This window comes from Burkholderia sp. 3C, assembly GCF_054589155.1.
Genome location: NZ_BAAILN010000132.1, coordinates 25,876 through 38,935 on the forward strand (window position 1 = coordinate 25,876; position 13,060 = coordinate 38,935).

A 13,060-nucleotide genomic window follows, 5' to 3' on the forward strand; every position below is an offset into this window, starting at 1 on the left:
TCGAGCTTGCCGTCCACCACGAACAGCGTGGCCGCGTCCGGGCCGATCAGCGCGTGGGCAACGAACACCGGGTTGTAGTTGACGTCGGCGCCGCGCAGGTTGAACAGCCAGGCGATGTCGTCGAGCGTCGAGATTAGATGGGCGTTCGCGCCGCTGGCGCGCATCGCCTCGCGCACCTGCGCGAGCTTGTCGGCGCGGCGGGTGTGCGCGTGCGGCGCGACGTGCTCGAACACCGGCTCGACCGGCAGCGCCGGCCGCTCGGGCCAGATCGCGTCGAGCAGATCGAGATCGGTGCGCAGCGCCACGCCGCGCGCGGCCAGCGCAGCCGACAGCGCGCGCGCCGCGCCGACGCCGAGCACCGCGCCGTCCACGCCCACCGTCGCGCCGGCCGGCACATGCTCGGCCAGCCATTCGACGTGAGGCTGGGTTTGCTGGCCGCCCGTCATCTTCATCAGTTCGATGCCGGTGCCGGCCAGTTCGGCGGCGGCCTGTACCCAGTAACGGCTGTCGACCCACAGGCCGGCGAATTCGGGCGTCACGACCAGCGTGCCGACCGAGCCGTTGAAACCCGACAGCCAGCGGCGCGCCTGCCAATGCTCGGGCAGATATTCGGACAGATGCGGATCGGCGGACGGGACGAGGCAGGCAGCCACGCCTTCGCGCGCCATCGCGCCGCGCAGCAGGGCGATGCGGGCAGGAATGGGGGACAGCTCGGGATGACGGGCGTTCATGATGAATTCCAGTGAGGTGGGGTCAGCGGCGCGCCAGCACGCCGGTGGTCAGGGAGACGGCAACGAGCGCCACCAAGGCGCAGACGGGCCATTCGAGCGTGCCGCCGTCGTAAAACAGGCCGGTCAGATTGCCGACGAGCTTGGCGACCACCGCGCCGGCCAGGCCGACCGCGAGCGCCGCGCGCAGGCCGCGCCGCGAGGCGCGCGCCGGATGCAGCCACCAGCCCAGCCCGCCGACGGCAAGCCCCAATACGACAATGCCCAACCCGTTCATCCCGCGCCCTGTGTGTCGTTTCGCATCGCCGATGCGCCGCCCGGCCCGAACGAAACGCCTGCCGTCGCGCGGCCGGCATCGGTGGTCTCCGGTGACGGAATTATAAGAGTGCGACGGCCCGCAGGCTTGCCCCGGGCGTCGGTCGAGTGTAAGGGGTCGATCAATCGCAACGCAAGCCGACAGAAGTGCCGGACCGGCCGCCGGCGCGCGTCGTCGACGTGCCAGACGCGTTCCATACGTGCGCCATACGCACGCACGAATCCCGACTATCTTGAAAAAGGACGGGAAATCGGGCGCCGAACGGTTGCCAACGGGCCGTTTCGGGCGCATCGTACCGCCGATATTTGCACGCGCCTTACTGCGACTTGGCGTCGCGTATCCCCACGGCGAACAGGGTTTTGGCGGCAAATCCGGCGCGCAACCGGCCTTGAGCGGCCGTTTCGACCCCGCCGGATTGCGCCGCACGTCGGGGATCGCGCCGGGTTGCCGTGGTTCGGCGCGAGCCGCAGCGCCCGGGCGATGCCCGCCCGGCGGCGCTGCCAGTGACAAAACCGGCAAGACGCTATAATGCGCACCTAAACGATAGCCCCCGGATATGCAGCTCCTCACGATCGGAATCAATCATCACACTGCGCCCGTCGCCCTGCGCGAACGCGTGGCGTTTCCGCTCGAACAGATCCAGCCTGCACTGTCCACGCTCACCAGCGTCTTCATGGGGCGCCAGGCGCCGAACACGCCCGAAGCCGCGATTCTCTCCACCTGCAACCGCACCGAGCTGTACTGCGCAACCGACGACCGCGCGGCGCGCGACGCCGCCGTGCGCTGGCTCGCCGAGTTCCACGGCCTCGCGCCCGACGACCTCGCGCCGCACGTCTATTCGCTGCCGCAGTCGGAAGCGGTGCGCCATGCGTTCCGCGTCGCGTCGGGCCTCGATTCGATGGTGCTCGGCGAAACGCAGATCGTCGGCCAGATGAAGAACGCGGTGCGCACGGCCTCCGAGGCCGGCGCGCTCGGCACCTATCTGAACCAGTTGTTCCAGCGCACCTTCGCGGTGGCCAAGGAAGTGCGCACCACCACCGAGATCGGCGCGCAGTCGGTGTCGATGGCGGCGGCTGCCGTGCGGCTCGCGCAACGCATCTTCGAAAGCGTCGCCGACCAGAAGGTGCTGTTCATCGGCGCCGGCGAAATGATCGAGCTGTGCGCGACGCACTTCGCCGCGCAATCGCCGCGCGAGCTGGTCATCGCGAACCGCACCGCCGAGCGCGGCGCGAAGCTGGCCGAGCGCTTCGGCGGTCGCGCCATGCCGCTCTCCGAGCTGCCCACCCGCATGCACGAGTTCGACATCATCGTCTCGTGCACGGCCTCCACGCTGCCGATCATCGGCCTCGGCGCGGTCGAACGCGCGGTGAAGGCCCGCCGCCACCGGCCGATCTTCATGGTCGATCTGGCCGTGCCGCGCGACATCGAGCAGGAAGTCGGCGAGCTGAAGGACGTGTTCCTGTACACCGTCGACGATCTCGGCGCGATCGTGCGCGAAGGCAATGCGTCGCGCCAAGCCGCCGTCGCGCAGGCCGAGGCGATCATCGAAACCCGCGTGCAGAACTTCATGCAGTGGCTCGATTCGCGCAGCGTCGTGCCGATCATCCGCCACATGCACACCCAAGCCGACGCGCTGCGCCGCGCCGAAGTCGAACGCGCCCAGAAGATGCTCGCGCGCGGCGACGATCCGGCCGCCGTGCTCGACGCGCTGTCGCAGGCGCTGACCAACAAGCTGATCCACGGCCCGACCTCGGCGCTGAACCGCACCAGCGGCACCGAGCGCGAGCAACTGATCGACCTGATGCGCGGCTTCTACGCGCACGGCCCCCGCACCGACCGTTAGCGCCGCCCCCCGCGCGCATCGCGGCCGCATGCCGGCCGCCATCCCCTTTTTCTTTCCCTTTTCGATTCCTGCCCGGGAGCGTCGCTCCACATCATGAAAACGAGCATGCAAAGCAAGCTCGACCAGCTCACCAGCCGGCTGGCCGAATTGAACGAAATGCTGAGTCGCGAAAACGTCACGGCCGACCTCGACCAATACCGGAAGCTGACGCGCGAACACGCGGAAATCGGCCCGGTCGTCGAGCAATACGCGCAATGGCGGCTCGCGCGCGGCGACGAAGCGACCGCGCAGGAACTGCTGGCCGATGCCTCGATGCGCGACTTCGCCGAGGATGAGATTCGCGACGCGCGCGAACGCATGACGCAGCTCGAAACCGATCTGCAAACGATGCTGCTGCCGAGGGACCCGAACGACGAGCGCAACATCTTCCTCGAAATCCGCGCTGGCGCGGGTGGCGACGAATCGGCGCTGTTCGCCGGCGACCTGCTGCGCATGTACCTGCGCTTCGCGGAGCGCCAGCGCTGGCAGGTCGAGATGATGTCGGAGAGCCCGTCGGACCTCGGCGGCTACAAGGAAGTGATCGTGCGGATCGCGGGCCAGGGCGCCTATTCGCGCCTGAAGTTCGAATCGGGCGGCCACCGCGTGCAGCGCGTGCCTGCCACCGAAACGCAGGGCCGCATCCACACCTCGGCCTGCACCGTCGCCGTGATGCCCGAGGCCGACGAGATCGCCGAAGTCGCGATCAACCCAGCCGACCTGCGCATCGACACGTTCCGCGCGTCCGGCGCGGGCGGCCAGCACATCAACAAGACCGATTCCGCGGTGCGCGTCACGCACCTGCCGACCGGCATCGTGGTGGAGTGCCAGGACGATCGCTCGCAGCACAAGAACAAGGAGCGCGCGCTGAAAGTGCTGGCCGCGCGCATCAAGGACAAGCAGTACCAGGAGCAGCACGCGAAGGAAGCGGCCACCCGCAAGAGCCTGATCGGCTCGGGCGACCGCTCGGAACGAATCCGCACCTACAACTTCCCGCAGGGCCGGATGACCGATCACCGCATCAACCTGACGCTCTACAAGCTCGAAGCGCTGCTGGACGGCGATCTCTACGAGATGATCGCCACGCTCGTCAGCGAGCATCAGGCCGAACTGCTGGCCTCGCTCGGCGACACCGATTGACGCGCGCCGGCCGCCCCGCCATGAACGCCCCCGCCCTCACCGCCGCCGCGCTGCTGCGCGCCTCGCCGCTCGATGCGGTGGATGCGCGCATCCTGCTCGGCCATGCGCTCGGCTGGACCCGCACGCAACTGATCACGCGCGCCGACGCGCCGCTCGACGCCGATGCCGCCGCGCGCTACCAGGCACTCGAGGCGCGCCGGCTGGCCGGCGAACCGGTCGCGCAACTGGTCGGCTCACGCGAATTCTTCGGCCTGGCCTTCGACGTCACGCCCGACGTGCTGATCCCGCGCCCCGACACCGAAGTGCTGGTGGAAGCCGCGCTCGACGCGCTCGACGGCATCGCCATGCCGGCCGTGCTCGATCTGGGCACCGGCAGCGGCGCGGTGGCCGTGGCGATCGCCTCGGCGCGGCCCGACGCGCGCGTCTGGGCGCTCGACCGCTCGCCGGCCGCGCTGGCCGTGGCGCGCGGCAATGCGCGCAAGCTGCTCGACCCGGCCCGCCCCGGCGGCCCGCTGCAATTCCTCGACAGCGACTGGTACAGCGCGCTCGACCCCGCCGCGCGCTTCCACGCGATCGTCAGCAACCCGCCGTATATCGCGCGGCACGATCCGCATCTCGATCAGGGCGACCTGCGCTTCGAGCCGCGCGGCGCGCTGACCGACGACGCCGACGGCCTCAGCGCGATCCGCCTGATCGCGGCCGGCGCGCCGGCGTTCCTGCTGCCGCGCGGCGCGCTGTGGATCGAGCATGGCTACGACCAGGCCGGCGCGGTGCGCGAGATCGTCGCCGCGGCCGGTTTCGGCGAAGTCGCCTCGCTCGCCGATCTCGCCGGGATCGAACGCGCCACCGGCGGCCGGCTGCCTGCCTGACGACGCGCGTCAGGCCGCCGCCGGGGCCACCGCGAGCGCCGATGGCCCCCGCCGAAATCCAGTATCATTTCCGTTCTCAGCCCCGCATCAGCAAGGTCATCATGGATACCCAACAACACATCAAGCAAATCGTCGACGAAAACCAGGTCGTGCTCTTCATGAAGGGCACCGCGCAGTTCCCGATGTGCGGCTTCTCGGGCCGCGCCATCCAGATCCTCAAGGCCTGCGGCGTCGACACCATCAAGACCGTCAACGTGCTCGAAGACGAGCAGGTCCGCCAGGGCATCAAGGCATTCTCGAACTGGCCGACCATCCCGCAGCTCTACGTGAACGGCGAATTCGTCGGCGGCTCGGACATCATGATGGAGATGTATCAGTCCGGCGAACTGCAGCAACTGTTCGCGGCTGCCTGACCCTTTCCGCATGGAAGCACGCCCCGCGCCGCCGCGGCGCCTGATCGTCGCGATCACCGGCGCGACGGGCGCGATCTATGGCATCCGCCTGCTCGACCTGCTGCGCGCGTCGGGCGGCGTCGAAACCCATCTGCTCGTGTCGGCCGCCGGCTGGCTCAACATCCAGCACGAACTGAAGCTGTCGAAGGACGAGGTCCATGCGCGGGCGGACGTCGTCCATTCGGTGCGCGACGTGGGCGCGAGCATCGCGTCGGGTTCGTTCTCGACCGACGGCATGGTGATCGCGCCCTGTTCGATGAAGACGCTCGCGAGCGTCGCGCACGGGCTGTCCGACAACCTGATCACGCGTGCGGCCGACGTCGCGCTCAAGGAGCGCCGCCGGCTCGTGCTGATGGTGCGCGAAACGCCGTTCAACCTCGCGCATCTGCGCAACATGACGGCCGTGACCGAAATGGGCGGCATCGTGTTTCCGCCGCTGCCGGCCTTCTACGCCATGCCCGCCTCGATCGACGAACTCGTCGATCACACCGTCACGCGCGTCATCGACCTGTTCGGCCTTGCCGCGCCGCGCACCGCGCCGTGGAACGGCATCCGCACGCCGGACTGAATCGGCCCTCCGCTCCCCAAGCGATATCGACCTGATCGGCCCTGGATCGGGCCGAATTCGGCGCGCCTCGATTGACAACCAACAGGAATCAATCAAATCCTTCCGCGCCGATTTATCAAATGCCCGGATCTCTCTATAGTCGAAACCAATCCGACATCGAGGTCCCCACCATGAACCGCCTTCCGTCGCTCTACCTGTCCCACGGCGCGCCCACGCTGCCGATCGATCCCGCCCTGCCCTCCACCGCGTTCGCGCATCTCGGCGGCGAGCTGCCGCGCCCGAGCGCGGTGCTGATGCTGTCGGCGCACTGGAATACGCTCGCGCCGGCCGTCAGCGTCACCCAACGGCCCGAAACGATCCACGATTTCTACGGCTTCCCGCGCGCGCTCTACGAGCTGCGCTACCCGGCGCCGGGCGCACCCGAGGTGGCCACGCGCGCGGCTGCCCTGCTGGATGCGGCCGGCATCGCCACCGCCACCACCGAATACGGCCTCGACCACGGCGCCTGGGTGCCGATGCTGCTGATGTTCCCGGAAGCGGACATCCCGGTCGCGCAGTTGTCGATCCAGCCGCGTGCCGATGCCGCGCATCACTTCCGCGTCGGCCGTGCGCTGCGCGCGCTGCGCGACGAGGGCGTGATGGTGATCGGTTCGGGCCAGATCACGCACAACCTGCGCGAGGCCGATTTCGGCGCCACGCCCGAGGACGCCGACCCGCGCGTGACGGAGTTCACCGACTGGTTCGAGGACAAGCTCGCGCGGCGCGACATCGACGCGCTGCTCGACTACCGCGCGCAGGCGCCGCACGCGGTGCGCATGCACCCGACCGACGAGCATCTGCTGCCGGTGTTCGCGGCGCTCGGCGCGGCCGACGACGATTACCAGCTCGGCATCCAGTCGCTCGGCACCTACCAGCGCGTGCTGGCGATGACGAACTACGTGTTCGCGCCCGGCTCGGCCTGAAGCCTGAAGCGAGGCGGGCGAGGCCCGCACGCCACGCCATGAAAAAACCCCGCCCGGTTCGCACCGGGCGGGGTTTTTCTTGGTGCCGCGAGAACGGTGACGCTTACGCGCCGACGTTGTCGAGGATCTCGTCGTGCGATGCGCGCTCGTCGAGGTATTGCGTGCGGTAGCCCGTGTTGACGCCCCAGAAGTAGAACGCCAGCGAGATCGCCGCGACGATCAGCATGTCCCAGCCGTACGGCAGGACGCCCGAACCGCCGAATTCCTTGCTGCCGATCAGCGACAGCACGGCCATCGTCGGCAGGTAGGCCACCAGCCACCAGGCCGCCTTCAGATCGGCGCCCCAGCCGCCCCAGCCCGACTTGGCCTGGAAGTAGAAGTACACCGGCAGCGCGACGACCATCAGCAGGATGATCTCGCCCGTCAGCGGCCACTTCGCCCAGTAGAGGATCAGCGAGGCGCACACGAACGCGAACGGCGCGATCAGGCTCATGCCGGGGATCTTCAGCGGACGATCGAGATCGGTTGCGGCGCGGCGCAGCGACATCAGGCTGATCGGGCCCGTCAGGTACGAGATCACGGTCGCGACCGAGATCACCGCCGCCAGCGAGCTCCAGCCGCGGAAGAAGAACAGGAACACGAACGACACGAGCAGGTTGAACCACATCGCGTTGCGCGGCACGCCGTAGAGCGGGTGCACGTTGCCGAACATCTTCGGCATCGTGTTGTTGCGCTCCATCGCGTAGATCATCCGCGTGGTGGTGGCCATGTAGGTCGTGCCGGTGCCGCTCGGGCTGATGAACGCGTCGACGTACAGCAGCACGGCCAGCCAGTTCAGGTTCAGCGCGATCGCCAGTTCCGCGAACGGCGAGGCGAAGTTGAACTGTTTCCAGCCCTTCGCGACTTCGGTCGGATCGACCGAGCCGATATAGGCGATCTGCAGCAGCACGTAGATCACCAACGCGAGCAGGATCGACGTGATCACCGCGAACGGCACGCTGCGCGCCGGGTTCCGGGCCTCACCGGCCAGGTTCACCGGGCTCTGGAAGCCGTTGAACGCGAACACGATGCCGCTGGTCGACACGGCCGTCAGCACCGCCGACCAGCCGTAGGGCGCGAACGCGCCGCTGGTGGCCATGCCGAGGTTCTCGGAGTGGAAGCTCGTCAGCATCAGGCCGAGAATCGTCAGGCCCGGGATCAGGAACTTGAACACGGTGATCGCCGAGTTGGCGCGCGCGAACAGCTTCACGCCCCAGAAGTTCAGCATGAAGTACACGACCACCAGCACCGCGGACAGCAACAAGCCTGGTGTGGTGAGCGACCCGTCGACGAACAGGCTGTGCGCCCATTGGTATGGCCACGTGCTCATGTACTGGATCGATGCCTCGGCCTCGATCGGGATCACCGAGACGATCGCGATCCAGTTCGCCCAGGCGCTGATGAAGCCGACCAGCGAGCCGTGCGAGTAGCGCGCGTAACGCACCATGCCGCCCGACTCGGGGAACATCGCGCCGAGTTCGGCGTACGCAAGTGCAATCGCCAGAATCACGACCGCGCCGATGACCCAGGCGCAAATCGCGGCGGGACCGGCGATCTTCGAGGCTTTCCAGGCCCCGAACAGCCAGCCGGAGCCGATGATCGACCCCAGACCCGTCAGCATGAGCGCGATCGGGCCGATGTTCCGTTGAATAGAACTATTCACAACTTCTCCTATGTCTCTCAAAAAGCCTTGTCATGACCCTGCCGAAGATCGTTCGGCAGGCGCCGCGCCGGCATATTTGGTAGGCGGTTGCCCTGCCCGGGACAACCCGCCCGTGCGGCGCGTAGTGTAATACGGTTGCACCTCCCTCATGGCGGCAAAATCGATCAGCCCCTACAAAAAAATGAACGTCTCCGCAAGCTTTGTAAGCGTGATTCGTGGTATTTCTCAGGGTTTCCCCAGGAAAACGGGATATACAGTTGACCTGGGCTGCGAATCGACGTATAAAGCCCAAGCAGGATTTCAAGCGGCGAGTGAACAGGTTCTTTCGTAGTTCGCCCATCAACGGTACTCCGGTCGGCCCCATTACCCCCTTCCTTGATTTTCATGCACCTCCCGGGCGTTTCGCCCTGTCTCACATTTTTAGGAACAAGTTATGGCAACCGGCACCGTCAAGTGGTTCAACGACGCAAAGGGTTTTGGTTTCATCACGCCGGAAGGCGGCGGCGACGATCTGTTCGCGCACTTCTCGGAAATCCGTGTCGACGGTTTCAAGACGCTGCAAGAAAACCAGAAGGTTGAATTCGAAGTGAAGACGGGCCCGAAGGGTCTGCAAGCTGCGAACATCAAGCCGGTCTAAGTTCGCGCGATATCTTCGCCTGAATAAAAAACCCCGCCTCGGCGGGGTTTTCGTTTTATACGGCCCGAATTCGCTTCGGGAAAAGCAAGTTCCGATCGGCGAACATCGCTTCGCGTCGGAACGGCCGCCCGCAGTGCGGCGCGATGGCCGATGACATCGAATCGTGTCGGTGGTCATGGCATGCGAACGGGCGCCGCAGCGCCCGTCAGTCGCAATTCGCGCTCCTGCCCGGGCCTCTGTCGGCCCGGCCGGCGGATCAGCCGAACAGCCGGCGCGCGTGAATCCCGAGGCCCGTCGCCACGCTGGCGAGACGGTCGCCGAACACCGGCTCGGCATCGGGGAACGCTGCCGCCAAGGCGCTGGACAGGAACGCCAGGCCGGTCGACCCTCCCGTGAAATACAGCGCGCCCACGTCGCGTGGCGCGATGCCCGCCAGGCGGACGGTTTCCCGCGCCGCCTCGACGATGCGCGCCGTGTCGTCCACGCTCGCCGCGACCAGGCTGGCCGAGTCGAACGCGAGCTGCAGGTGCTCCTCGACATCGTGCAGGTCGATCATGGTCTCCCCGCCCGCCGACACGCCGATCTTCGCCTCTTCGGCGCGCGCCATCAGCGCATGGCCGAAACGCTGCTCGACCACCCGCACCAGCCGCTCGAACTGGCGGATCTCCACGTACAGATGCTTCATCAGCTTCAGCTCGGCCAGCCGCTTCGGCGTGTAGACCGTGTTGATCAGATGCCAGGTGGCCAAATCGAAATAGATCCGGTTCGGCAGCTCGCGCCCTTCCGGATCGAGCGAGCGGTAGCCGAAGGCCGGCATGATCGACGCCAGTTCGACGCGGCGGTCGTAATCGGTGCCGGCCACGTGCACGCCGTGGTGGCCGAGCACGTCGTCCTTGCGTTCGAGCCGCATCATGCGCTGCGGGCCGACGCGCACCAGCGAGAAATCCGACGTACCGCCGCCGATGTCGGCCACCAGCACCAGCGATTCGGCCGGCTGGCGCGACTCGTAGTCGAACGCCGCGGCGATCGGCTCGTACTGGAAATGCACGTCCTTGAGGCCGACCGAGCGCGCCGCCGCCGCCAGTTGCTGCTCGGCCAGACGGTCGGCGCGTGGGTCCTCGTCGACGAAGAACACCGGCCGGCCCAGCACCGCGCGGTCGATCGCACGGCCCGCACACGCCTGCGCCTTCAGCTTCAGGTGCTGCAGGAAGATCGCGATCACCTCGGTATAGACGATGCCGCTGCCGTCGCCCAGATCGGTGGTGGTTTCCGCGAGCGGCGAGCCGAGGATGCTCTTCATCGAGCGCATCAGGCGGCCGTCGAAACCGTCGATATAGGACGCCAGCGCGGCCCGGCCGAACTCGCGCGTGCCTTCGTCGTTGTTGAAGAAAATGGAGGTCGGCAGCGTCCGGTACTCGCCTTCGACGGGCGCAAGCCGCATCGCCCCCGCGTTCGCCGGGTCGGGCAACGCAACGGCCGAATTGGAGGTGCCGAAATCGATCGCGCAATAGGTCATGGAGGCAGAGGCGCCGCCGGGGCGGGCATGAAGCGGAAAGGGGGGGTTTTTATCACAGAGCGCGGGCTGCTACAACGGGCGCGCGGGCAGGAAATCGGGGACGGGTCGGTCAGCCTTTGCCGCCATGAAAAACGCGCGCCGCCGTTCGGGATGACGGCACGGCGCGCGCGGCGGGAATGCCCTTCGCGGCGCGACCCGCAAAAGCGGGCGCCGCAAGCGGGTGCGGCCTTCGACCGCTCGGGCTCAGGCACCCGTGTAGGGCACTTTCCAGCCGTCGCGATACACCACCTCGCCGATCGCATTGCGCGTGCGCGGCGCGCGCTCGCGGTCGCGCAGCACCGGGTCGAGCTTGTCGGCGTCGCCGTAATGACCGATCGAGATCAGCGCGACGATCTCGACGTCGGCCGGCACCTCGAACGCCGCGCGGAACGCCTTCGGGTCGAAGCCGCTCATCTGGTGCGCGGCCAGGCCGAGCGCATGCGCCTGCAGCACCAGCGCCATCGCGGCGGCGCCCGTGTCGTAGAGCGCCGTCGTGCTCGGCTCGCCCTTCGAGGTCAGCGTGTGCGCCGTCACGGCGATCAGCACCGGCGCCGGGGCGTTCCAGGCCTGGTTGAACGGCACCAGCGTGGCGAACGCCTTCTTGAACGCAGCCTCGTCGTGCGTGCGGTCGAACACCACGAAACGCCAGGGCTGCGCGTTGTAGGCCGACGGCGCCCAGCGCGCGGCTTCCAGCAACGCGTGCAGGTGCTCGCCGCTGATCGGTTCGTTCGAATAGGCGCGCGGGCTCCAGCGCCCGGCGAGCAGATCGTGGATCGACACAGCGGTGGGTGCAGGTTTGACGGACATGCGATTCCTCGTAGTCGAAAAAGGGGCACAGGCCCCGAAGAACCGCAAGGATAACCGTTCGTTGCGTCGCGCGTACGTCGGGCTTCGGGATTGCAAATCGCCGCGCGAGAAATCGCGCGCTGGCGCCGCACGCGCCGCCCGTCCGGGCGCGCGCACGGCTGCCCGGCGCTCGCTCAGGCCGCCTGCGGCAAATGGCTCACCTTGCCGCGCTTGATGCGCAGCACGATCAGCGCGCCGACGATGCACAGGCCACCCGAGATCATCGACGCGAGCGTATAGGTGCCGAGGCTCGCGCGCAGCAGGCCCGCGCCGAGCGTGGCGAACGCCGCGCCGAGCTGGTGGCCGGCCACGATCCAGCCGAACACGATCGGCGCCTTGTCCTTGCCCCAGATGTCGGTGGCGAGCCGCACGGTGGGCGGCACGGTGGCGATCCAGTCGAGGCCGTAGAACACGGCGAACAGCGGCAGCCCGAAGAAATCGATGCCGAACGCGTGCGGCAGGTAGATCAACGACAGCCCGCGCAGCCCGTAATACCAGAACAGCAGCACGCGGCTGTCGTAACGATCCGACAGCCAGCCCGACATGGTCGTGCCGAACAGATCGAAGATGCCCATCGCGGCCAGCAGCGACGCGCCCTGCACCTCGCTCATGCCGTAGTCGCTGCACATCGCGATCAGGTGCGAGCCGATGTAGCCGTTGGTGCTCGCGCCGCAGATGAAGAAGCTGAAGAACAGCAGCCAGAAATCGCGACGCCGGGCGGCGCTGAACAGCGTGCTGAACGCGGTGGCGAGCGGGTTCTGCCTGGAGGCGGCCGGCGCGGGCGGTGCGTCGTCCGGTTCGCCGTAGGGGCGCAGTTGCACGTCGGCGGGCCGCTCGGGCACCAGCAGGATCACGAGCGGCACCACGATCGCCAGCGCCAGCGCCACCACCAGCACCACCGGGCGCCAGCCGTGCGCCTGCGCGATCGCGGCCAGCATCGGCAGGAACACCATCTGGCCGGTGGCCGAACTGGCCGTCAGCATGCCCATCACCAGGCCGCGGCGCGCCACGAACCAGCGGTTCACGAACGTGGCCGACAAAGTCAGCGCGGCCACGCCGGTGGCGCTGCCCACCATCACGCCCCAGATCAGCATCATCTGCCAGGTGGCCGTCATCATCGACGACAGCGCCACGCCGGCCGCCATCACCACCAGCGCGGTGAGAATGGTCGGGCGCAGCCCGAAGCGCTGCATCGCGGCCGCCGCGAACGGGCCGGTCAGGCCGTACAGCGCGATGTTGATCGAGATCGCCAGCGAAATCGTCGCACGGCTCCAGCCGAGCTCGTGTTCGAGCGGCACCATCAGCACGCTCGGCGTGGCCCGCGTGCCGGCCGACGCAAGCAGGACCAGGAACACCACGGCCGCCGCCACCCAGCCGTAATGGAAGCGCCCGCGGGCGCTCGCTGC

The 13,060-nt window shown here is 67.9% G+C and carries 13 protein-coding genes; 7 read left to right on the top strand and 6 right to left on the bottom strand.

What is annotated here, in order from left to right:
* Together ACYP33_RS26545 and ACYP33_RS26550 are read right to left on the bottom strand one after the other, a co-directional pair.
* Positions 1-731 (bottom strand): aminopeptidase P family N-terminal domain-containing protein (locus tag ACYP33_RS26545; RefSeq protein ID WP_459624533.1); only part of this gene is annotated, 731 nt, incomplete at its 3' end.
* A 22-nt stretch (positions 732-753) separates the two neighbouring features.
* The gene (locus tag ACYP33_RS26550) at positions 754-1,005 is read right to left on the bottom strand and encodes a hypothetical protein (RefSeq protein ID WP_459624534.1); all 252 of its coding nucleotides are present in this window, start codon (positions 1,003-1,005) and stop codon (positions 754-756) included.
* A gap of 595 nt (positions 1,006-1,600) precedes the next feature.
* Here ACYP33_RS26550 and hemA point away from each other — a divergent pair.
* The 6 genes from hemA to ACYP33_RS26580 all read left to right on the top strand — a co-directional run bounded on the left by hemA (position 1,601) and on the right by ACYP33_RS26580 (position 6,914).
* Positions 1,601-2,887, top strand: coding sequence for a glutamyl-tRNA reductase (hemA, locus tag ACYP33_RS26555; protein WP_414443795.1), 1,287 nt, complete (start codon positions 1,601-1,603; stop codon positions 2,885-2,887).
* A 93-nt stretch (positions 2,888-2,980) separates the two neighbouring features.
* Positions 2,981-4,063, top strand: a complete 1,083-nt coding sequence (prfA, locus tag ACYP33_RS26560) for a peptide chain release factor 1 (protein ID WP_414450441.1) — start codon at positions 2,981-2,983, stop codon at positions 4,061-4,063.
* 20 nt (positions 4,064-4,083) lie between these two features.
* Positions 4,084-4,932: a peptide chain release factor N(5)-glutamine methyltransferase gene (gene prmC, locus ACYP33_RS26565; RefSeq protein ID WP_459624535.1), complete on the top strand. Its 849-nt coding sequence runs from the start codon at positions 4,084-4,086 to the stop codon at positions 4,930-4,932.
* 101 nt (positions 4,933-5,033) lie between these two features.
* Complete coding sequence (gene grxD / locus ACYP33_RS26570; protein WP_414443792.1) at positions 5,034-5,345, top strand: Grx4 family monothiol glutaredoxin; 312 nt, start codon at positions 5,034-5,036, stop codon at positions 5,343-5,345.
* 10 nt (positions 5,346-5,355) lie between these two features.
* Positions 5,356-5,952, top strand: coding sequence for a UbiX family flavin prenyltransferase (locus ACYP33_RS26575; protein WP_414450443.1), 597 nt, complete (start codon positions 5,356-5,358; stop codon positions 5,950-5,952).
* 170 nt (positions 5,953-6,122) lie between these two features.
* Positions 6,123-6,914 (top strand): DODA-type extradiol aromatic ring-opening family dioxygenase, encoded by a 792-nt coding sequence (locus ACYP33_RS26580; RefSeq protein ID WP_414450444.1) that lies wholly within the window; start codon positions 6,123-6,125, stop codon positions 6,912-6,914.
* A gap of 103 nt (positions 6,915-7,017) precedes the next feature.
* Here ACYP33_RS26580 and ACYP33_RS26585 read toward each other — a convergent pair whose 3' ends face one another.
* A complete protein-coding gene (locus tag ACYP33_RS26585; RefSeq protein WP_414450445.1) occupies positions 7,018-8,616 on the bottom strand; it encodes an APC family permease in 1,599 nt (532 codons plus the stop codon).
* A gap of 433 nt (positions 8,617-9,049) precedes the next feature.
* On the opposite strand from ACYP33_RS26585, the gene ACYP33_RS26590 reads away from it, so the two are divergent.
* The gene (locus tag ACYP33_RS26590; RefSeq protein ID WP_206128639.1) at positions 9,050-9,253 is read left to right on the top strand and encodes a cold-shock protein; all 204 of its coding nucleotides are present in this window, start codon (positions 9,050-9,052) and stop codon (positions 9,251-9,253) included.
* Positions 9,254-9,509: 256 nt separating this feature from the next.
* Here ACYP33_RS26590 and ACYP33_RS26595 read toward each other — a convergent pair whose 3' ends face one another.
* The 3 genes from ACYP33_RS26595 to ACYP33_RS26605 form a co-directional block, all read right to left on the bottom strand.
* Positions 9,510-10,769 (bottom strand): Hsp70 family protein, encoded by a 1,260-nt coding sequence (locus ACYP33_RS26595; RefSeq protein WP_414450446.1) that lies wholly within the window; start codon positions 10,767-10,769, stop codon positions 9,510-9,512.
* A gap of 243 nt (positions 10,770-11,012) precedes the next feature.
* Positions 11,013-11,615, bottom strand: coding sequence for a nitroreductase family protein (locus ACYP33_RS26600; RefSeq protein ID WP_459624536.1), 603 nt, complete (start codon positions 11,613-11,615; stop codon positions 11,013-11,015).
* A 173-nt stretch (positions 11,616-11,788) separates the two neighbouring features.
* Positions 11,789-13,060 (bottom strand): MFS transporter (locus tag ACYP33_RS26605; protein WP_459624537.1); only part of this gene is annotated, 1,272 nt, incomplete at its 5' end.